15 protein-coding genes and 1 pseudogene are annotated in these 20,661 nt (G+C 70.1%); 8 read left to right on the forward strand and 8 right to left on the reverse strand.

Annotated features, from left to right (window positions below; translation table 11 throughout):
* Nucleotides 1–157: 157 nt before the first annotated feature.
* On the reverse strand, nt 158–1,429 hold the full coding sequence (locus BIV25_RS38525) for an NAD(P)/FAD-dependent oxidoreductase (RefSeq protein WP_071377203.1): 1,272 nt from the start codon (nt 1,427–1,429) through the stop codon (nt 158–160).
* Nucleotides 1,430–1,727: 298 nt separating this feature from the next.
* Here BIV25_RS38525 and BIV25_RS38530 point away from each other — a divergent pair, with 298 nt between their 5' ends.
* Together BIV25_RS38530 and BIV25_RS38535 are read left to right on the forward strand one after the other, a co-directional pair.
* Nucleotides 1,728–2,579, forward strand: coding sequence for a 4-hydroxybenzoate octaprenyltransferase (locus BIV25_RS38530; protein ID WP_071377204.1), 852 nt, complete (start codon nt 1,728–1,730; stop codon nt 2,577–2,579).
* Between the two features lie 24 nt (nt 2,580–2,603).
* On the forward strand, nt 2,604–3,497 hold the full coding sequence (locus BIV25_RS38535; RefSeq protein ID WP_256257088.1) for an oxygenase MpaB family protein: 894 nt from the start codon (nt 2,604–2,606) through the stop codon (nt 3,495–3,497).
* A 71-nt stretch (nt 3,498–3,568) separates the two neighbouring features.
* Here the strand turns inward: BIV25_RS38535 and BIV25_RS38540 are convergent, their stop codons facing one another.
* Nucleotides 3,569–4,756, reverse strand: a complete 1,188-nt coding sequence (locus tag BIV25_RS38540) for a pentapeptide repeat-containing protein (RefSeq protein WP_256257089.1) — start codon at nt 4,754–4,756, stop codon at nt 3,569–3,571.
* A 43-nt stretch (nt 4,757–4,799) separates the two neighbouring features.
* Between BIV25_RS38540 and BIV25_RS38545 the strand changes: the two genes are divergently transcribed.
* Complete coding sequence (locus BIV25_RS38545) at nt 4,800–5,675, forward strand: PhzF family phenazine biosynthesis protein (protein ID WP_071377206.1); 876 nt, start codon at nt 4,800–4,802, stop codon at nt 5,673–5,675.
* A gap of 468 nt (nt 5,676–6,143) precedes the next feature.
* On the opposite strand, the gene BIV25_RS38550 is transcribed toward BIV25_RS38545, so the two are convergent.
* Entirely contained in the window at nt 6,144–6,533 is a 390-nt protein-coding gene (locus tag BIV25_RS38550) for an Lrp/AsnC family transcriptional regulator (RefSeq protein ID WP_256257090.1), read from the reverse strand.
* Nucleotides 6,534–6,802: 269 nt separating this feature from the next.
* Between BIV25_RS38550 and BIV25_RS38555 the strand changes: the two genes are divergently transcribed.
* Complete coding sequence (locus BIV25_RS38555) at nt 6,803–7,225, forward strand: NAD(P)/FAD-dependent oxidoreductase (protein WP_071377207.1); 423 nt, start codon at nt 6,803–6,805, stop codon at nt 7,223–7,225.
* A 198-nt stretch (nt 7,226–7,423) separates the two neighbouring features.
* On the opposite strand, the gene BIV25_RS38560 is transcribed toward BIV25_RS38555, so the two are convergent.
* From BIV25_RS38560 to BIV25_RS38570, 4 genes and pseudogenes are all read right to left on the reverse strand, one after another.
* A complete protein-coding gene (locus BIV25_RS38560; protein ID WP_071377208.1) occupies nt 7,424–8,341 on the reverse strand; it encodes an endo-beta-N-acetylglucosaminidase H in 918 nt (305 codons plus the stop codon).
* A 228-nt stretch (nt 8,342–8,569) separates the two neighbouring features.
* Complete coding sequence (locus BIV25_RS38565) at nt 8,570–10,498, reverse strand: glycoside hydrolase family 5 protein (protein WP_071377209.1); 1,929 nt, start codon at nt 10,496–10,498, stop codon at nt 8,570–8,572.
* 395 nt (nt 10,499–10,893) lie between these two features.
* Nucleotides 10,894–11,007, reverse strand: a pseudogene (locus BIV25_RS54765) (alpha/beta hydrolase); the annotation flags it as partial.
* Nucleotides 11,008–11,463: 456 nt separating this feature from the next.
* Complete coding sequence (locus BIV25_RS38570; RefSeq protein WP_071377210.1) at nt 11,464–12,045, reverse strand: TetR/AcrR family transcriptional regulator; 582 nt, start codon at nt 12,043–12,045, stop codon at nt 11,464–11,466.
* Between the two features lie 164 nt (nt 12,046–12,209).
* Here BIV25_RS38570 and BIV25_RS38575 point away from each other — a divergent pair, with 164 nt between their 5' ends.
* From BIV25_RS38575 to BIV25_RS38590, 4 genes are all read left to right on the forward strand, one after another.
* Complete coding sequence (locus BIV25_RS38575) at nt 12,210–13,358, forward strand: serine hydrolase domain-containing protein (RefSeq protein WP_071377211.1); 1,149 nt, start codon at nt 12,210–12,212, stop codon at nt 13,356–13,358.
* A gap of 422 nt (nt 13,359–13,780) precedes the next feature.
* Nucleotides 13,781–14,461: a DUF4232 domain-containing protein gene (locus BIV25_RS38580; protein ID WP_071377212.1), complete on the forward strand. Its 681-nt coding sequence runs from the start codon at nt 13,781–13,783 to the stop codon at nt 14,459–14,461.
* 549 nt (nt 14,462–15,010) lie between these two features.
* A complete protein-coding gene (locus tag BIV25_RS38585) occupies nt 15,011–15,709 on the forward strand; it encodes a VOC family protein (protein ID WP_071377213.1) in 699 nt (232 codons plus the stop codon).
* A gap of 501 nt (nt 15,710–16,210) precedes the next feature.
* Complete coding sequence (locus BIV25_RS38590) at nt 16,211–18,184, forward strand: potassium transporter Kup (RefSeq protein WP_071377214.1); 1,974 nt, start codon at nt 16,211–16,213, stop codon at nt 18,182–18,184.
* A gap of 75 nt (nt 18,185–18,259) precedes the next feature.
* Here BIV25_RS38590 and BIV25_RS38595 read toward each other — a convergent pair whose 3' ends face one another.
* A complete protein-coding gene (locus BIV25_RS38595) occupies nt 18,260–19,630 on the reverse strand; it encodes a hypothetical protein (RefSeq protein WP_143076781.1) in 1,371 nt (456 codons plus the stop codon).
* Between the last annotated feature and the right edge of the window lie 1,031 nt (nt 19,631–20,661).

Below are 20,661 nucleotides of genomic sequence, written 5' to 3' on the forward strand. Positions count from 1 at the left end.
CCGCCGGACCGGTCTACTTCGCGTCCCACCACTCTGCACCGCTGGGCACGGGCGGCCCGCATTTCAACGCGGGCGCCGATCTCCAGTGGCTGGATGTTAGGTCCTGTGCGGGCGACGCGCCTGCCACGAGACGACATCGGACGGAGGCACGGCCCCCTCAGGTCTCCAGGCTCGCCGGATCCGCGGTGCCGTACGCGCGGCAGCCCCGCTGGGTCGTGATGTGGACGGCGACATACCGGGCGTCGTGCCAGACACCCCAGATGAAGCTCGATCCGCGGTTGGAGAGCCAGGGCAGGCCCAGGAAGTAGACGCCGGGCTCCGAGGACACTCCGCGTCGGTGGCTGGGCCGCCTGTTCTCGTCGAAGGCGTCGACCTGGAGCCAGTCGAAGTCGGCGGTGAAGCCGGTCGCCCAGATGATCGAGGTGACGTCGGCCTCGGCGAGGTCGAGTTCCAGGCGGGGGTCGCGCACACAGTCCGGCTCCGGTCCGAGGGTGTGGGCCTCCGGCTCCTCGGGCAGGTCGAGCCCGTTGCGTTCGGCGTAGTCGTCGGCCGTCCGCAGGACATCGAGGTAATGGGCGTCGCCGTGTGCGATGTTCGCGGCGAGGTCCGGCGCGAAGCGCAGTACGCCCTCGTCGTAGGAGGCGGTCATGCCGACGAGTTCGATACCGTCGGCGGCCAGGTCGCGGAAGTCCACCGTGTGGCCGCCGCGGGCACCACTGACCGCGATGGTGACATGCTGGGCACCCTGGGGAGGTGTATCCAGGTCCCAGAGTCCGAGCGCACCGAGCCACCAGCAGAAGTCACGTCCACGGTACGCACGCGGAGGACGCTCGTGGGGGCCGACGGACAGGAACACCCGGCGACCGGACCGGCTCAGATCGTCGGCGATCTGGACGCCCGAGGAACCGGAGCCGACCACGAGGACACCGCCCTCGGGTAACTGCTCGGGATTGCGGTATCCGCTGGAGTGGATCTGCACGGGGACGGCCCCGTCCGGGACGACGGGAGGGATCACGGGCCGCTGGAACGCCCCGGTCGCGGCCACCACGATGCGCGCGTCGATGGCGCCTTCCGACGTCTCGACCCGGAAACCGGGCCGGCCGTCGTTCCTGCGCACGGACGTCACCTCGACTCCGCACCGGATCGGGGCGCCGATCTTCTCGGCGTACGCCACGAAATAGTCCGCGACCTTCTCCTTCGGTGCGAAGGCGTCGGGCTCGATGCCGGAGAACTCCAGCCCCGGGAACCGGTCGTGCCACGCGGGCCCGTTGGCGACCAGGGAGTCCCACCGCTGCGAACGCCACCGCTCGGCGATACGGTGCCGCTCCAGCACGATGTGCGGTACGCCGGCGGCGCCCAGATGCTCGCTCATCGCCACGCCGGCCTGGCCCGCCCCGACGACGACCACTTCGGTCTCTTCACTCGCCATGTCAACCATCCTGGGACGGGCCCGCGATCCTGTCCAACAGATGGTTTCGCTCGAAGCCACCTGTTCAGGAGATTCGTAGACCGCTTCCCTTGCCCGTGGGACCGTCGTTTCCAGGGATCTCCCCGAAAGGACGGGGAACTCGCCCTGGCCGGGGCTAGGTTGGACCGATCAGCACGCAATCGTCCTGGAAAGGGGCATGAATCGGTATGACCGTCCCCTTACAAGCCTCGGCCCACGCCTCGACTCACGTCCCGGCCCAAGGCCGTGCCGCCCGGCTGGTGGGGCGGGCCCCGCCGGGGTGCGGCCGTATCTGGAGTTGCTGCGGCTGGACCGGCCGGTGGGGGCCTGGCTGCTGGTGGTGCCCGGTTGGATCGCCCTGGGTGCGACAGCCAGGCCCCGGGACGGGGCTCTGCTCGGGCTGCTGCTCCTGGTGTACGGGGTGCTGTCGAGAGGGGCGGCCTGCGGGCTCAACGATGTACTGGACGCGCGGTTGGACGCGCAGGTGCCGCGTACGGCGGGGCGGCCCGTCGCCTCCGGGCGGCTGCCGGCCGGGCGGGCACTGGTGCTGTGTGTCGTGGTGGGGGCCGCCGCTCCGCTGGTGATGGGGTTCTGGAGTGTGGAGGCCGTGGTGTGGGCGGCGGCCGGGGCGCCCCTCGCGGCGGTGTATCCGTATATGAAGCGAGTCACCCACTGGCCTCGTGTGTGGCTGGGGATCACCATCAACTGGACGTTGCCGCTGGTGTACGGCCTGCTGACCGGAGGGCTCGGGCTCGGAGGCGGGGTGCTGTACGGGGCGCTGATCTGCTGGGCCGTGGGGACGGACGTGATCTACGCCTGCCAGGACCGGGAGGCTGATGTGCGGGCCGGGGTGCGGTCGGCCGCCGTACTGCTGGGGCGCCGTGGCCGGGTGCTGGTGGGCGGCGTGTACGCGGGGTGTGTGGTGCTGCTCGCCTCGTTCGGGTTCGTGGCCGGGCTCGGGCCGCTGTACTGGCCCGGACTGTGCGTGGTCGCGGGGCAGTTGGGATGGCAGGTGTGGCGGGCCGACCCTGCGGACGTCGGGGCCTGCCGGCGGGCGTTCGGCACCAACCCCCTGTGCGGACTGCTCATCCTCGTGGCCGTGCTCGCCGGGCGGGTCGGTACCCTCGGCTGACGGACACGGACCCTGGAGGTGCTGGTGGGACTGCGGGAACGGATCGCTGCTGAACTCACGGCGACCGTGCACGGCGGGGATCTGAAGCTGGATCGGTACGCGGGTCCGCCCGGTGATCCGGGGCTGTTCGGGATCGCGCCGGGAGACCCGGTGTGGCGAGTGCACGGGCACGCCACGGGGATGCTCACCGGCGGGTTCGCCGCACTCATGCTCCAGTCGCTGCATCCGCTGGCCATGGCAGGGGTCGACCAGCACTCCGACTTCCGCGCCGATCCGGTCGGGCGGCTGAACGGCACCGTACGGTTCGTCACCACGACCACCTTCGGCTCCTCGGCCGCCGCCCGCGAGGTGATCGACCTCGTCCGGCGGATCCACACCCGGGTGCACGGCACGGCTCCCGACGGCCGGCCGTACCGCGCGGACGACCCCGACCTGCTCACCTGGGTGCACACCGCCGAGGTACGCAGCTTCCTCGCCGGCCACCAGACCTACGCGCCCAGGCCGCTCCGGCTGACCCCCGCCGAGTGCGACGCCTACTACCGCCAAGTCGCCCCCGTGGCCGAGGCGTTGGGCGCGCGGAACGTACCGCGCACGTCCCTCGAAGTGGAGCGCTACCTGGCCCGCCTGCGTCCCCAACTCCACGCCACTGCGGCCGCGTTGGACTCGGTCCTGTTCCTCCGCCGCTTCGGACGGACACGACGGGAGCGACTGGTCACAGGCCTGCTCACGAACGCCTCGATCGGACTCCTCCCCGACTGGGCCCGCACCGAACTCGGCATCCACCGCCCGGCCCCGGTCCGTACCGGCTGGGACCGGCCCCTGGCGACGGCGGTCGGACGGACCCTTCAATGGGGACTCGGGCCCTCCCGGATCCAGGCCGCCGCACGGAGCCGGCTGGCGGGGGCGCGGCAGGGATGAAGTCGAGATCTTCGAGGCGCCCGGCAACAGCGCGCCGGACGGTCCGAAGCCCGACCGCAGTTGGGGCGGTTTCAGGACGACAGCAGGGGCGGTATCGGCTTCGTGATCGCGGCGGCCGGCAGCAGAACGTCAGGTTCGGCGCCGGGATCCTCGGTGATGACGAGGCCGGCCACGCCGATGTCGAAGCCGTTCGGCCAGATGGTCAGCTCGCTCGCCAACGCGCCGTCGAGTCTCGCGTCCCGCAGGTCGGCACCGCCGAGGTCGCAGCCACGCAGGTCGGCCGATCGCAGATCCGCACCGACGAACGCCGCCCCATGGGCCCGAGCCTTGCGCAGGTTCGCCTCCCTGAGGTCCGCACCGGAGAAGTCCGCCTCTCTCAGGTCGGCCTTGACCAGGCGTGCGCCGCGTAGATCGGCTTCGAGACAACGGACCTGACGGAGAATCGACGTCCCGAGTTCGGCATGCCTCAGGTTGGCCTCGATCAGTGACGCTCCGCTCAGGTTGACCTGGAACACGCTCGCCGCTTCCAGGCTTGTGGCGTCGAGGTTGACGCCGTTCAGCCAGAGGCCGTCGCAGTCGGCGCGACGGAGGTCGGTGAAGCTGACGTTGAGCCAACCCGGGCTGCGTTCCTGGCCGAGGACCCCGAGGCAGGTGAGCGCCGCTTGGGCATCGGCGGCACGGGTCTCCAACGGGCGCACCGTGTTGATGGACGCGTCCGCTGCCGGAGCGCCCGCTTCCTGGGGCGGCCACGGCAGGTGCGTCCGGAGGTATGCCGCCATGATCGAGACGACGGCCTCGTGGTCGCGGGCGGAGTGGTCCGCGATCCGCCACAGTGCGTAGATGCCGCCGATCCGCACGTCCAGCTTGTCACTGCCGAGCTGTTCCACGGCCCGGCTGAAGCGGTCGGTGACATGGCCCTCCCGGGTGGCGTTCAGCCCGTCCTGGCTGACACGCAACTGCCGCCAGGTGGCATAGGCGCCGAACAGGACGACCGCGCCACCGATCGCCTGCAGGAGCGTGGTACGCACGTTGTTCACCGCGCTTATCCGGTCTGCCGCGGCAAGGTGGCCACCGGCGAGGTCGTGGTCCACCACCATCCCCGGAAGGACGAGAAGCACACCGAACAGCACAGCCAGTGCCGCCACCCCGGCCAACGCCACGGCGACCGTGCGAGTCGCGCGCGAGCGGCCATGAACGGTTTCCCCCATAGCCATCGGATCATAGAGCAAGGCCGAACCCTGCGAACCCAATGTGGTCACGGCACTGGGAATAGCCGCGGGACCGCCCCGCGTTGCCGCCAGCATGACGACGAATGCGCCACGGCCCGACGTACTGCGATACACCGCCTTCTCCAGTACCCCCGACGGCGGAAACCCCGCAGGCGTCGTTCTGGATGCCACAGCCCTGGACGACAGCGACATGCTGGCCATCGCCGCCGACCTCGGATACTCGGAGTCCGCGTTCCTGACCGCGCCCCCGGAGGGCCTCGGCGGCCAGGAGGGACGGGCGTACAGCATCCGCTACTTCAGCCCCAAGGCCGAGGTGCCGTTCTGCGGGCACGCCACCGTCGCGGCCGCCGTCGCGCTCGCCGAGCGGATAGGCCCGGGGGAGCTGTTGTTCGCGACGCGCGCCGGCACCGTGCCGGTGGAGGTGGCCGAGGAGAGCGGAACCGTCAGGGCCACACTCACCAGTGTCGAGCCGCACAACGAGAAGATCGCCGACGCCGATCTCACGGAGGCGCTCGCCGCGCTCGGCTGGCCGGCCGCCGATCTCGACCCCGCCTTCCCGCCGCACGTCGCGTTCGCCGGTGCCCGCCATCTCGTTCTCGCGGCGGCGACACGCGCGCGCCTCGCAGATCTCGCGTACGACTTCACGCGCCTCGAAACCCTGATGCACCGCTTGGACCTGACCACGGTCCAGCTGGTGTGGCGGGAGTCGGCCACCGTCTTCCATGTGCGTGACCCGTTCCCCGTCGGCGGCGTCGTCGAGGACCCGGCAACCGGCGCTGCGGCCGCCGCGTTCGGTGCGTACGTCCGTGAGTTCGGCCTGGTCCCCGAGGACGCTGTCCTGACCCTGCACCAGGGCGAGGACCTGGGCCGCCCTGGTGAACTCACGGTGACGCTGCGCCCGGGTGACCCGCGCGTCCGGGTCAGCGGCACGGGAGCCCGCATCAGCTGACGCGCCGGCCCATGCCATGAGGTCGAGGGCATCGGCGCCGAGAAGGCACCCTCCATCATTGCCGACCACCTCGACTGAAACCGCGCACCTTTGCGTCACCGGACCCACGGCAGAAACATCACCCATCGCAGCGGTCCGTGCGGCAGCGGTCGTCCTCCGGGGCTTCCGCTGCCGGGCGGGAGGCAGGTGCACCGGGTGCACGGCCACGCGCGCTCGATCAGCAGGCGTGCGTCCCGGGACGGCCTCGCTCTCCGGCTGTACTTCCGGGCGCCTGGCCCATCGCGTACCACTGGTGAGCGTCGGCGGATCGCGTCCGACGACATCAAGCCCCTGGGCAGTCCGGCCGTGAAAAGTCACCTGCGGGCAGCGGGCACCGTCGCCTCGACCTGCTCCGACCGCTGGAGGATGAGCATCCCGTCGGCTACGGCGTGACGTCGGCCGCCGAGCGGCGGGGCCTTCGGCAGCCGCTCAACGTCGTGCACGAGCGCTGGTGGGCTCGACGAGACGATCGTCGTAGAGCAGAGTGCCGGCCTGTTTGACGTGTTTCAGCACGGGTGAGACCTCCATGCTCTGCAGTCCGGTGAGGGATCCGACGCGATCCGTGGTGAACTCGAACAGTTCGTCAAGGTCCCGGCAGTGTGCGACGGCGTGGATGTTCCAGGGCCCGGAGATGGCTGCGGCGAAGGCGACCTCGGGTTCCTGTGCGAGTGTGCGGCCCGCGCTCTTCACCGCCGACGGGTGCACGCGAAGCCAGAGGTTCGCGCGAGCGTGATAGCCCAAGGCTGCCGCGGCGATCTCGACGTCGATGTGGACGACGCGGTGCTGGAGCAGCGCGTCAAGGCGTCGCGAGGCGCGCACAACGCCTGCCGGGCCACCGGCCCGTCGACCTGGAGGCCCGCCACATCGCGGCGAAGATCCCGCTCACCGCGGAGACCAGAAGCCGCATCCCCTCGCAGCTCTACTCCGCCTTCACGCTGGTCAACGGCCCGCACGACGACGTCGTCAGCTTCGCGCCCCTGGAACGCAGCAACCCGGGCACATCCCTGGTCCGCGAGCGCGACCCGGCGTTCCGGGACGAGGTCGGCCGCGACTTCGCGCCGGGCATCTTCAGCGCCAGGGCCTCCCGGATGCCCGGCGACACCGAGCTGTACGCGTCCGCCCCCGCGGATCTGAAGCGCTACGCCCTCCAGCGGGTGGCGTCCTGGCATCCCGACCTGATCACGCTCGTCCGCCTCTGGGACGTCGACACCGTGCAACCGCTGACCCTGCGCAGTCACGTCCCCGCAGTGGCATGGCAGCCGACGCACGTGTCGGTCATCTGCGACGCGGTGCACGCCATGAGCCCGGCTCCGGGACTGGGCGCCGACACCGCGCTGCGCGATGCCCAGGTGCTGGGGGCCGAACTCGTCGCCGCTGCCGCCGGTGTGAAGCCCCTGCTGTCCGCGATCGCCGGCTACGAGCGCGCGATGCGCGCGGACGGGCATGACGCCGTCCGGGCCTCCGCCTCGGCGGGCGAGCGCCTCGTCGGGCACCGGTCCCTTCCTGAATGACTCGTACCAGCGCCCGGGTTCTCGCCTCGGGCGAGGAGGGCGGCTCGGAAGACGTCGGCTGGGTCGGTGCCTTTGCGGAGGAACCGGTCGCGACCGCGCCTCCGACATCGTTGTCGAAAGCGCGGCCTGACCGGTGCGCGGGCCTATGGGATGCGGCAAGCCCCGAGGGGACACCGGGCGCCGGGGAGTGCGATCGGCCTACGGCGCGTAGACGGCGTCACTGCCGTACAGCTCCCTGGTGAACGCGGAGACATCGGAGCTGCGATCGTTGCCGTCGAGGTTGTACGTCAGATAGGCGCCGTAGCCCTCACTGACTGTCCGGCGGGCGAGGTCGGCGGCGGTGCTCTGCGAGGTCCCGCCGATCTCGACGGCCGCCGGTGAGAGCTTCGACTTGGGCAGTGCGATGCCGGGGACCTGCCAGGTGCCGTAGTACGGGTTCCAGGCGTAGTCGAACTCGGAGGAGACGTCGACGCCGCCGTAGGACAGGCGCGACGCGGCCGGCCCGATGTTGTAGAGGCTGATGATCTTGTCCGGCATGTCGGTGCGCAGCGCCGACACCAGGTACACGAAGGAGCTGTCGTTGGGCTGGCCGGTGCCGTTGTTGCCGTAGTCGGCGTACTCGTCGTCGAAGTCGATACCGTCGAGGCCGTACTTCGCCACGGCGTCCGAAAGTTGTTTCGCGAACGTCGAAGCTGCTTGCTGAGACGGGAAGTTGGCGAATCCCGCGCCCTGGTGGTTGCCGAGCACCGAGAGGACGACCTTGATGCCCTTCTGCTGCAACGGCCGTATCTGCGTGGCGGCGTTGTCGAGGACGCGTTGCACGTTCTCGTTGAAGTACAGGGTCGCCGCCTTCGCGCCCGTGTCGTAGTTGATGTTCGCCGCGAAGATCACGGCGATGTCGAAGACGTTCCCACCGCCGTTGGCGAGGGTGTACTTGCCGACGTTCAACATGCTGTTGTTGTTCACCTCGACATACGCCACCGAGGTCGGTCCTTGCTTCGCGGGGGCGGGGGCCGCTGCCGCGCCGGTCGCGGCGATCGCGCCCGAAGTGAGGGCCGTGACGGCCGAGAGCGCGAGCACGGCCGCCCGTACTCTGCTCCGCACCAGAGTGAACATCGTTGATCGGTCTCCCATCGCGTGGAGCGGCGCCCGACCTGTCCGCAAGCGCCGAGTGAGCCCTCCGATCTTTCCGCTCCCGTGACCGAATCCCCAGAACCATGCGAGGACTCTTCACGACTCCCACGCACATCGCGCCGTGACTCGGAGCCTGGGCAAGGGAGAGGAAGCGCACCAACTCGGCCCAGGCCGTTTGAGCGACGTGGCGCCGGACTGGACGGGGAGGGGTCAGGCGAGCCGGCGGCACAGCAGGGCAGCGGGCCCCGGGCGGCTGCCCACCCTGGCGGTGAAGGCGATGCCGGCGGCGTACTCGTCATCGGCGCACTGGCCCTTGTAGTCGGCGTACGCGAAGTCGCCGCCGGAGGCGTCGGCGGGGCGGCTGTCGGACCGGTCGAACCATACCGTGCGGCCGGCTCCCGCCAGCGGGGGGAGCGCGGGTGCGCACAGCGCCGCAGACACGCGCTCGCCGCGCACGCTGTAGCCGATGAGGTAACTGCCGGAAGGACACTGGAACTTGGTGTATCCGGACGCCCAGTCGTCGCCCGCCGGGACATAGCGCTCGTCGGTGACGACCGTTTGTCCGTCGCCGGCCGCGCGCAGGTCGGCGGGACCGCTGCCCGTGGTGTCGGTACACAGCCCGCGCCCGCTGGTGTGGCCGAGGCCGATCAGACGCAGCCCGTCGGGGCAGGCGGCCTTGTACGCCCCGGGGTCCCAGTCGCCCGTGGCCCGCACCCGCAGGGACTCGACCGCGTCGCCGTGGTCGACGGCGAGCATCCGCCACGTGGGGACGGGCGCCACCGGGCCGCTGGCGCCCGGCGCCGACATCAGGTGCTGCCAGGCGGTCGCGCGCCAGTCGCCGGAGTCGAGGATGCCGGACCGGTGCCCGGACTCGTCGTAGCTGAGCAGCGCCCAGTCGTCGTGGCCCGCGAAGCCGACCAGCGGCCAGCTGGCGAAGTCGGTGTCGTGGTCGGCGAAGTAGTCGGTGATGTTGGTGAACCAGGCCCGGGCGGCTGGGTTCGTCTCGTTCGCCCCGATGCCGAACTCGCTGACCCAGACCGGCGCGGTGTAGTGCCGGCCCGGCTCCTCGACGAAGAACGCCTCGTCCCGCAGAGCCGAGTACAGATCGTCACGGCTCAGGTCCTGGTAACGGGGGTCGTGCGTCTCGCCGATACCGGTCGCACCGCTGTGGTGCGGGCCCGTGTAGCCGTAGAAGTGCGCGGAGTAGACCAGCTTGTGGGCGTCGACGAGGGTGTGGGACAGGGTGCCTGCGGGCGTGAGCATCGGCCGGCCGTGCGGGAGGCCGTCCGCCGGTATGCCGGTCCAGTTGATGCCCTCAATGACGATGAGGAGCCGGGGATCGGCTTCGGTGAGGATGCGGTCGGCGGCGAACTGGGCGGCGGCGTACCAGTCGTGGTCGTCGCCCATGCCCCAGTTCGGATCGTCCAGTACGTCGCGGCGGACCTCGTTGTAGAGGTCGGCTCCCACGACACGCGGGACACCGGCGTAGCGGCGGGCCATGAACACCCAGTCGTCGGCCCACGCCTGCATCGACTGTGAGCTGTTCCAGCGTTCGTTGCCGTCGACGCCGCAGCACCAGCGGGAGGTGTTGGTGTGGTTGTTGAGGATCACGGCGAAACCGCTCCCGCTGAGCGCGTCGACCACCGCGTCGTACACCTCCAGCGGTGTTTTTCCGCGCAGCTGCGGGTTGGCGGTGACCGCGGTGTCGGGGACGGGGGTCGTGCTGTGGATCATCTCGTTGGAGAACGGCAGCCGTATTGTGTTGATGCCCAACTGATGGAAGTCGGCAAGGAGTTGCTCCAAAGGGACGCGGTCCAGGCCGAGCGGGATGCCGTGGGAGTCCTGGCCTGCGTGGTGGTTGGCGGGGTCGGTGACGCTGCCGCTGCCCAGCCATGAGCCCTGCGCACCGTCCCAGTTGGCGCCCTTGAGGCGGAACCTCCTGCCCTGGCTGTCGACGATGTAACGGCCTTGCGTCGACAGGGGAGCTGACCAGGAGGCCGTTTCGGTGGCCCCAACTGGCCGGACTGCATGGCCTGTCGCCACGGGAGGGCCGGCGGACACCGCCGTGGCCGGGGCGGCGACGAGCAGGAGGCCTGCGGCTGCGACGGCGACCCGTAGGGCGACAGGGGCGAACGGCATCTGGGAAGCCCTTGCGTGAGGAGGAGTGGAGGACAGCTGTGCGACCGGGGTGACGACGTCGGCCCGGTGGGCGAGTGTCCACCACCTGAGGTGCACAGGGAAGGGGTCCGGCCCCGGAGTCCGAGAGAACTGATGGAATCAGCGCGAAAGGGCAGCGGGCAGCTGCCCGTTCACGGAGCCTGCGGATCTCCTCGACTCGACACGCGCACCGATGCTGATGCCGCGGTCTCGGAGCGCGGCGTCGTGGTCGGCTGGATCCGTTGCGCCACGCGGGCGGGCCGAAGTTGCTTCAGCCGCTGCACCTCGCCTGCTACGCGTGGGGGGCCTGGAAAGCACCTACCTGCCGGTGAAGCACTTCCCAAGCCACACCGAGGGTGACCAAGAGGGGGCGATGTCCTGTCCTCCGCGAGGTCGGTGATCAGGCATCCGCTCACCGACACGACAGGCATGCAACGTTCCGGCCAGAGTGCGGCCACGATGTCGGCGGTGCGTGAGCCCCAGTCGAAGCCGTCCGGAACGTCCGGCCCGGAGGATCTCCCAGACGGTTGAGGCGGCGACCTTGGCGCCTGGGGCGGCGAGTTCGCCGAGCACCCTCCGGTAGCCCCGGGACGGGTTCTCCCTGGCCGGACGCAGGATCGGCGTGCGGATCGGGCGGATCGGGCGGATCGGGCGGATCAAGGCTACGATGGGCGGCCGCCGGGCCGTTTCGGCCGGCAGGCGCAGGCGCTGCGCTGCTCGGTCAGCTCACGGTGCCGGCACAGCACGGTGTCGGGCCGGACCAACAGCCGGAGTCGGCGCAGGACCCGGCGTGGCAGCAGCACCGGCGCAGCGGCCAGGAAGGCTCGTCCTCCGCGGCAAACGTCACCTGAGCCGCGTCGAGTTGCCGCTCGACTCAGCCTCCCGAACCTGGCCGGAACCGGGCTCCTGCTCGACCTCTCACCGCCATCGCCCTGAGATGCCGAGGTCTATCGTCGTTCGGCGCCCGGTTCTTGCGCGGGTAGGCCGCGGAGAAGCGTGTCGAGGAACAGTTCGAAGCGGGGGGTGCTGTCGCCGAGGTCGAGGGGGTGCTCCTGGACAGCGAGCCAGCTGACGATGGACGTGATGAAGATGTACCAGCTCTGTTCGGCCAGGTGGGGCGGGACTTCGGCGTCGGTGAAGGCGGTGACGACGCTGCTGCGGAGTCGTTCGAAGCTCTGGACGGTGTGGCGGTGCGGTCGCGAGACGCGGGTTGCGTAGCCGGGCAGAGCCAGGAAGCAGTCGTGCATGCCCCAGGCGAGGCGTGCGAGCCAGGGCCGCCAGTCATGGTCCCGTGGGCCCTCGGCGGGAAGGACGCGCTCGACCATGACCTCGTTGATGAGGTCGAACAGCTGGTCGCGGTTTGCCACCCAGCGGTAGAGCGCGGCGTGCGTGACCCCGAGGCGGGCGGCGAGCTCCCGCATGGTCAGGGTGTCGAGGTTCCCGGTCGAGATGGCGGTGTCGACGATCAGCTCGCGGCTGATCTGTGCGGGGCGTCCCCGGCGTGATCGGGTCGTCGGGGCATCGGCCATGGCCAGGACTATACGAGACCACCGTCGGCAGGTGCCGGTGACAAGAGTTTCCACCCAGGACTGGATCAGCGCAGAAGAATAAGTAACCATTGGTAGCTAAGTCGGTTGGGCAAGCGGGACGCCCGCCGAAACCCATGCCGTCATGGAGTCGAGGGGAAGCGCTGATGGACGGGAACGTGGTGCAGGGGACGGTGGCTGCCGGCTTCGAGCCGGTGCGCGAGGAGTTCGCCGCGGTCGCGACCGGGGAGGGTGGCGATTACGCCGCGCAGCTCGTGGCCTACCGGCACGGGGAACGGGTCGTGGACTTGTGGACGGGCCCGGAGATCACCGCGGATTCACTGTTCGGCGCGTACTCCGCGTCCAAGGGCGCCACGCACCTGATCGTCGCGTCACTCGTGCAGGAAGGCGTGCTGGATCTGGAGCAGAGGGTCAGCCACTACTGGCCGCAGTTCGCGGTGGAGGGCAAGGGGGACCTGATCCTGCGCGAGCTGCTGGCGCACCGGGCCGGCCTGGTCGGCGCCGACACGGGGTTCACGGTCGAGGAACTCGCCGATGACCGGATCGTCGCCGAGCGCCTGGGTGCGCAGCGCCCGTACTGGCGGCCGGGTACTGCGTTCGGCTACCACGCGCTGGTCATGGGGGCGCTCAGCGGCGAGGTGGTGCGCCGCGCCACCGGGCACAGCGTTCAGGAGTTGTTCGCCGGGCGTGTGCGCGACGCGTACGGGGTTGATTTCCACCTCGGGCTGTCCCCGGAGCAGGAATCCCGGTTCCTGAGTGCCCAGCCGATGGTGGCGACTCCCGAGCGACTGGCCGTACTGGCGGCGTCCGCGAGCGGCCCGAACAGCCTGTCCGGCATCGCCTTCAACCGCAATCACCCGCAGAACCCGGGGGTGTGGGAACTGCCGAACCTCCAGGTGGTCCGTACTCTGGGTACGGCCTCGTTCGGCGGGGTGGCCTCGGCGCGCGGTCTGGCCCGGATGTACGCGGTGGCGATCGGGGCGGTCGACGGATCGGCTCCGCTGCTCAAGCCGGAGACTCTCGCGACAGTCGGGCAGATCCAGTCCATCGGCCACGACCTGGTCCTCGGTGCGCAGAAGGCGTTCACCATCGGGTTCCACGCCACCTCCGAGTACCACCCGCAGCTCGGTCAGGGCTCGTTCGGCCACAGCGGCGCGGGCGGTCAGCAGGCCTTCGCCGACCCACGCAACGGAATCGCCTACGGCTACACCCGCCGGCGCACCCCCTTCCCCGCCGCCGCCGGCCCGGAGAACGACCGCCTGATCCGCGCCCTGTACGGAGCCGCCGCACGGTGACGAGGATCTCGGCGCGGACGTGGGACACCCGGGGCGCACACTGACGCCGAGCCCTGCCGAGCGTATCGGCAAGATGCTTACCGGCTCCGGCGTTTCGGAGCGAAGTCAGCAGCGTCGAGTCCCCTGATCGACCAGTGCGTACGTGCAGCAACCAACGCCGGATTCACGGGTGTTCGACACCGAGAAGGTCGGCGAGACAACTTGGACACAGCGGCACGCCGAGGCCGAGGTCGTCGACACCACGCGCCTCACACCCGCGGTCGAACTCGGGCCGGGATGGTGACCGTACGGTGGCGCCTTCGCGGACCGTCACGTCGGTACGCCAGTGACAGAACGAAGACATCGCGGAGAACCGCCTGTAACTGGCTGCGAGATACAAATACTTCCGACCACGTGCACCGCGCTACTTCTGGGGGAACACCGTGAAGTCCACTCGCATCACCGCTCTTGCCGCCATCGGCGTCGCCGCCACCCTCTCGCTCACCGCCTGTGGCAACGACGGCTCTGGGAAGGGCTCGTCCGCCAAGGACTCCTCGTCGTCCTCGTCCTCGCCGTCTTCGCCCTCGGGCGGTGGCTCGAAGCCGGAAGGCGGCTCGGGCTCCGGCGGCTCGGCGGCCGGCAAGGCGAAGTCGAGCTCCGGTGCGGGCACCGACGCCGGTGCCGGCGCGGCGAACGGCGCGACGAAGACCGGCGGCAAGCTCACGTTCTGCAAGACGGCGGACCTGGCCATCGACGCCAGGGACGCCGCGCCCGACAAGGTCTCCGGCAGGATCGACATCACCATGGTCAACCGGGGTTCGACCACCTGCTCGGCAACGGGCTTCGCGGGCGTCGACATCAAGGACGCCGACCACACCTCGAGCCCCATCCAGCGCGGCCACGCCCAGCCGCGTATCACCACCCTGAAGCCCGGTGACGCCGCTGTCTTCGACCTCGCCTACGACATCGACACCAGCGGCAAGAGCCTCGCGTCCCCGACCGACATCCTGGTGACGCCCCCGAACGAGACCCACACCGTGAGCCTGAAGTGGCCCGCGGGCGCCGGGGCGATCAAGGGCGCCTACACCGACGTCGAGGTCTACCCGACGCACACGACCAAGTAGGGGTGATGACCGCGGTCAGCCATGGCGGCTGACCGCTGTATCCCGCCGGGATCTTGGCCATCCGATCTGCAGCGGGCCGTGTCGGCGACGCCTGGCAGCCGGTCTTGCGGCAGGTTCTGAGGTACCCCTCGAAACGTGACGGGAACTGCACGCGCCACCCCATCGGGCCCCAACCGGCCGACGGCCGCGAGGAAGGACCGCAAGCCGCCGCCGTACTCACCACCGAGCAGCCCGGACGCCCCGACGGACTCAGCACCTCTCTGCTCCGCGCCCCGGAGCTGGCAGGCATGGTCATCGAGCAACTGGACGCACTGGCCGACTCGTTGATCCCGGCGCCGGCACACCGACGTGAGCGGCTTCGCTACGAACGCCGGGGCGGTGAACGACTCCCCGCGCGAGGCGCGGGCGCCAAGGACGAGCTCTCCGATGCGGAGTGCGGCCCCTCCTGGCCGACCGCGCGATCCCGCCCTCGACCGCCAGATTCCGCACCCCGACAGACGTGGCCGCCCGTCCCGAGGAGTTGTCGCACCTGCACGCTACGTTGAGCGCATGACCTACGCAGCGAGCAAGACGGAGCGCATCAGGCCGCAACAGTTCCACGCGACCGCCGGTGTGGAGGACTGGCGTGTCGTGGGCGAGGGGGCGTGTGCGTACTTCCGTACCGGGTCGTTCGCGGTCGGTGCCCAGTTCGTGCAGGCGATCAGTGAAGTGCCGGGAGTTGGGGACGATCACCCGGATGTCGACGTGCGGCAGGAGGGTGTGATCGTGCGGTTGATCAAGGTGGTGGACGACTACTACGGGCTGACCGAACGGCACGTCGAGCTGGCCCGGAAGATCTCGGAGCTGGCACGCACACTGGACATACCGGCCGACCCGTCCGCCGTGCAGACCGTCCAGGTCACCATCGATGCCCTCGCCGGTCCCGACGTGGTGGCGTTCTGGCGTGCCTTGCTCGGTTACCAGGACCGTGCGAACAGCGGCGAGGACCTGATCGACCCGTGCCGCCGCGGGGCACCCTTCTACTTCCAGCAGATGGACGCACCGCGCCCGCAGCGCAACCGGGTCCACGTCGACGTGTGGGTGCCCTACGACCAGGCCGAGGCCCGGATAGCCGCAGCCCTCGCGGCTGGCGGCCGCATGGTGAACGACGCCGACGCGCCGTCGAACTGGGTGCTGTCCGACCCCGAGGGCAACGAGGCATGTGTCGGCGTGGCGGGCCCGCCCGAGCCGGACACCGACCGCGCGTGAACGGCTGCGCCTCTGCTCCTCTGCGCCTCCTGCGACGGGGTCGCCTCTTGTAGCTGCGCCAGGTCGCGGCGGTCAGTGCGAGGTCGCGCCGGCCGACCCGGACGGCAACGCCTCCGAAGGTACGTCCGCCGCGCTGTTCGCGGTCCAGCTGCCCGTCAGCGTGTCGTGGACCGACTCGATCAGCTGCCGCACCGACTGCCTGCACGACGTGGGCTCCCTGCGCACGCGATGCCTGAACGCGCTGCCGCCCGGCAGGCGGCAGGATGAGCCGGACAGAGCACGAAGCCGCATGGCAGCGTCGAGCCCCCCTGTACGTGATGGTCGCGACATCGGCGACCGCCGGGCGGGAGTGGCCCGCCTCGATGAGTCGGGCAGGCCCAAAAGCGCGGGCACGTCACTGAAAGGTAGCAGTCCACCTCCCAGCATTCGTGCTGGTGATCGGTATCGTCCGTCCCGATGCGCCGGGCCTCGGCACAGTGGCCCGCAAGGAGGAGGACCACCATGGCCGATCGCTGGCAGGGGACCGGACCGCATGACGGATCGCCGTCCCCGGGAGCGCTTGAGGCTCGTCGTGCGAGCGCGCATGACACGGCACGGCTCGCGCTGGTGATCGGTGCTCTCGGCGTGGTCTTCGGGGACATCGGGACCAGCCCGATCTACACCCTCCAGACCGTGTTCGACCCGAGCGACCCGCACCCCGTCCCGGTCAGCACGCAGAACGTGTACGGCGTGGTGTCGCTGGTGTTCTGGTCGGTGGTGATCATCGTGCTGGTCACCTATGTGCTGCTGGCGATGCGCGCCGACAACGACGGTGAGGGCGGCATCATGGCGCTGATCACCCTGGTACGGCAGTGGAGTTCGCGGCGGGCCGGACGGGCCGCCGCCGTACTGGCCGCGCTGGGCATCTTCGGTGCGTCGTTGTTCTTCGGCGACAGCATGATCACCCCGGCCATCTCGGTGCTGTCCGCGGTCGAGGGACTCAAGGTCGTCCAGCCCTCACTGGACAGTGCGGTCGTGCCCGTCACCGCGGTGATCATCGTGCTCCTGTTCCTGGTGCAGCGCAGGGGGACCGCGGCGGTGGGCCGGGTGTTCGGGCCGGTCATGATCGTCTGGTTCGCGGCCATCGGCGCCTGCGGCGTCGTCGGCATCGCCGACCATCCGGCCATCCTCCGGGCGCTGTCCCCCACCTACGCCCTGGGCTTCCTGTTCGGTCACTTCGGCACCGCCTTCTTCGCCCTGGCCGCGGTCGTGCTCGCGGTCACCGGCGCCGAGGCGCTCTACGCGGACATGGGGCACTTCGGCCGCAGGGCGATCACCCGCGCCTGGCTGTTCCTCGTCTTCCCCGCCTGCATCCTGAGCTACTTCGGGCAGGGCGCGCTGGTCCTCGCCGATCCGCACAACGTCAGCAGCCCCTTCTTCCTGCTCACACCCGGCTGGGGACGGCTGCCGATGGTCGTGCTGGCCACGGCGGCAACGGTGATCGCCTCCCAGGCCGTGATCACCGGCGCCTACTCGGTGACCTCGCAGGCCGCCCAGCTCGGCTATCTGCCGAGGATGCGGATCGCGCACACCTCCGAATCCACCATCGGCCAGATCTACGTGCCCTGGATCAACTGGCTGTTGATGGTCTCGGTCCTCACCCTGGTCTTCGCCTTCCGCAGCTCCGCGGCCCTGGCCTTCGCGTTCGGCATGGCGGTCACCGGCACCATCACCATCACCACCCTGCTGTTCTTCTACGTCGCCCGCGCGAAATGGGGCACGCCCAAGTGGCTGATCGCCATCGGGGCATCCGTGCTCCTCTTCGTGGACCTGCTGTTCGTCGCGGCCAACATGACCAAGCTCGTCCACGGCGCGTGGCTGCCACTGCTGATCGGCCTGACCGCGTTCACCGTCATGACGACCTGGCAACGCGGACGCGAGATCGTCACCGCAGAGCGGGCACGGCTCGAAGGCCCACTGCCCGAATTCATCGACGACCTGCGCACAGGGAAGGTACCCACGCTCCGGATCCCCGGCACGGCCGTCTTCCTCAACCGGGGCAAGCAGACCGCTCCCCTGGCGATGCGGGCCAACGTCGAGCACAACCACGTACGCCACGACCAGGTCGTGCTCCTCTCCCTCGAGACCAAACCCGTGCCCCGCGTCCCGGCCGGCCAACGGATCGCCGTCGACGACCTCGGCTACGCCGACGACGGGATCATCCACGTCACCGCGCGGTTCGGCTACATGGATACTCCGGACGTGCCCGGCACACTGACGATGCTCACTCCGGCCCAGACCGAAGGACCGTTGCAGCTCGACCAAGCGTCCTACTTCCTGTCGAAGATCGACCTCCGGCGGGGCAAGTCACCGACGATGGCACCCTGGCGCAAGCGGTTGTTCATCGCCACCTCCTACATCACGGCAGACGCCGCCGAGTACTTCGGCCTCCCCCGCGATCGCACGGTCATCATGGGCTCTCACATCGAGGTGTAGGCGCTGCCTGTCACGCAGGGCCCGTGCGAGGCGGGTGCCGAGCGGCGTCACCTGACACGGCCGGCCGGCAGATGCCTAGTGGAACTCGGCCAGCCGGGGCCGCAGCCCGAGCAAGGACAGCAGGGCAGCCGCCGCCGGCAACCCGCCCGCCCACGGGAGCAGGTCGTTCACGGTCGATCGGCCGTCCCGTACCGAGGAGGTGAAGTGGGCGCTGTTGATGCCCGACACCGTGTCCAGGGCAGCCATCCATGTCTCGAAGTGGGCGTTGGACGTGTCCGGGTCCCAGCCCATGCAGAACTCGGCCGCCTCACGCCCCCTACCGGCTGCGAGCAGTGCGCGAATCCTGCGGTCGTCGAGCTGATAGACCGCGTAGGTCTCCACGGTCCTCTCGGCTGCGGCCCCCTCGCCGGGGAAGGTGATGTTGTCCAGCTCGCGACGGAACTCGCCGGTGAAGCGCAGGTCGTGGTGATCGGTCTCGTACGCCTGCCAGCTGGTGGCCAGTTCCGCGTCGTACGTCGCCAGTGTGGCGCCTTTCAGGCCGTACAGCGCTTGCGACTTGGCGAGGAACGAGTCCGCGTACTGCCCGCGCCGCAGCGGGTCGAGCAGGTACCGGCTCTCGTCGGCGTTGGCGTCGTAGGCGATGGCGCGGGCGCGGGAGAGGGCGACGACGGAGTCGAAGGCGTCGTGCCGGGCCACCCGCAGGTGATCGGCCGAGGCGGACAGCATCCAGGATCCGAGGATCACCGTGAGCAGTGTGCAGACGGTGGCGGCCAGCACCCCGGGGTTGAGGACGCGCCGGAAGCTGCGGGCCAGGTACCACTGCAGGACGCCGAGCACGGCCAGCAGCAGGACGCCGAGCGCGGAGACGGTGACGAGCTGCGCGGAAAGGGTGGAGCGGGCCGAGAGGTACTCGGTGTCGAAGGCCGCGTCGTTCGAGGACACCAAGGTGTCTGCGGCGGGCAGGAGTCGGGTGCGCAGCAGGTCGGTCGCCCGACGGTAGTCGGTCAGGGCGGCCGGTCTGCCGCCGGGGTGGCCGTCGTTCTCCAGCGCCCGGCCGATCAGCTCCTGGTACTCGGCGAAGTCGTCGGTCAGCGACTCCACGGTCTTCTCGTCGCCCCCGCTGCCCTGCGCGGCGACGGAAAGTGTGCGCAGATCGTGCCCGATCTCGCGCCGGGCGTCCCCGTAGAAGCCGAGGGCCTTCGTGTACGGCGTCTGCAGCCGCCCCTTCCCTGCATCGCCGTTCGACAGCAGGATGTTGGCCGCTTGGGCGTCCATGTCGTTCAGGGCCAGTTTGAGATCGGCGGCGCTGGTGGTGCGGGGCGCGTCGCGGTCGGCCACGCTGCTCCACGTGCCCAGGGTGGCAAGGCCGGCCACCAGCAGTACGGTCGTCAGGGTGGCGGTGAGCAGGAGTGTGGCCGCGCGCAGGAGGCGCAACCGCGCGGGCACGGTGGCCCGGTAACGGCGGCGGAGAGCGGCCGACGCGGCCTCGGCCTGCCGCCGCAGGCGCAGCCCCGGACCCGGTCCGGCCGTCCGCGCATACCCTCGTGTCCGCGCTCCGGGGCCGCCCCCGGGGGGAACGCCCACCGCTGGGCGTGGCGGTTCGCCTTCCTCGGTCCGAGGATCCTGCGCCGACCCGGCCGTGAGAGTCACGGTCCCTCCAACATCACGCTACGGACGGTCACCCGTCCCCCGTGGCGATCAGTCTGCGACCAGATTCGGCCACTCATGACGAATGTTGACGGGTCCCTGATGACTCCTCAGCTCTGTTTGACGGCGTTTTGACGGCGGTCGCGCCCGCGCCGTACGGGTGCCGCCAATTCCCCTGCTGACGCAGCATCTGTCACCGCAAACAGGGCTAGGTTCACTGTCGGCCGCCGACGGGGGCCGCGGGCGTCAGCGGCCCCCACGGCTGAGGTGCCGTCACTCCGGTGCGGCACGAAGGCGGTCCGGTGCGTGCCTGAGAGGCACACACCCGCGCACGGCGTCTGTCGTCGTCCCATGCCGACGTCCATGCGCCACCGTGTGGTGCCGGGGCCCCGGCACCACACGGCCGCGGTCACAGTCCCCGTCCCCCGTCAAGGCGTTTTCCGCGACGAACGGCGGCGTGGCCATGAACATCGGCAGACCGGCTGCCCATGGGGCCGGCAACACGGTCGAGATCGGCAAGCAGCCCCTCGTCACAGGCGGCGCCTTGACGACCTTCGCAGGCATCCCGGCGCTGATCCGACCGCTTGCCCGTCAAAGTCCCGTATGTGCACGTCAGGGCGCCGTCAGAGAAAGGCGTTTCGGCTTGTCCGGAATGTGTGGCACGGCTTCCATGAAGCTCGTGAACAGCGCCTGGCTTCTCTTCGACCGACCGCCGAGTCCCGCTCGGCCGTCGTGCCGTGAGCCGCGCTGAGCGGAAGCGCCCGCGTCCCGCCGACGCCGCCTTCCGTGACCCGGGGCCGCCGTGATCGGCTCCGGCGCCCTTCGTTCGT

Origin of the sequence: Streptomyces sp. MUSC 14, from assembly GCF_001866675.1 — a bacterium.
Taxonomy (GTDB): Bacteria; Actinomycetota; Actinomycetes; order Streptomycetales; family Streptomycetaceae; genus Streptomyces.

Bases quoted from the DNA above. Each gene is read 5' to 3' on its own strand.
- BIV25_RS38525 (WP_071377203.1), bottom strand. From the start codon at position 1,429: ATGGCGAGTGAAGAGACCGAAGTGGTCGTCGTCGGGGCGGGCCAGGCC.
- BIV25_RS38545 (WP_071377206.1), top strand. From the start codon at position 4,800: ATGACGACGAATGCGCCACGGCCCGACGTACTGCGATACACCGCCTTC.
- BIV25_RS38555 (WP_071377207.1), top strand. From the start codon at position 6,803: ATGCCCGGCGACACCGAGCTGTACGCGTCCGCCCCCGCGGATCTGAAG.
- BIV25_RS38560 (WP_071377208.1), bottom strand. From the start codon at position 8,341: ATGTTCACTCTGGTGCGGAGCAGAGTACGGGCGGCCGTGCTCGCGCTC.
- BIV25_RS38565 (WP_071377209.1), bottom strand. From the start codon at position 10,498: ATGCCGTTCGCCCCTGTCGCCCTACGGGTCGCCGTCGCAGCCGCAGGC.
- BIV25_RS38570 (WP_071377210.1), bottom strand. From the start codon at position 12,045: ATGGCCGATGCCCCGACGACCCGATCACGCCGGGGACGCCCCGCACAG.
- BIV25_RS38575 (WP_071377211.1), top strand. From the start codon at position 12,210: ATGGACGGGAACGTGGTGCAGGGGACGGTGGCTGCCGGCTTCGAGCCG.
- BIV25_RS38585 (WP_071377213.1), top strand. From the start codon at position 15,011: ATGACCTACGCAGCGAGCAAGACGGAGCGCATCAGGCCGCAACAGTTC.
- BIV25_RS38590 (WP_071377214.1), top strand. From the start codon at position 16,211: ATGGCCGATCGCTGGCAGGGGACCGGACCGCATGACGGATCGCCGTCC.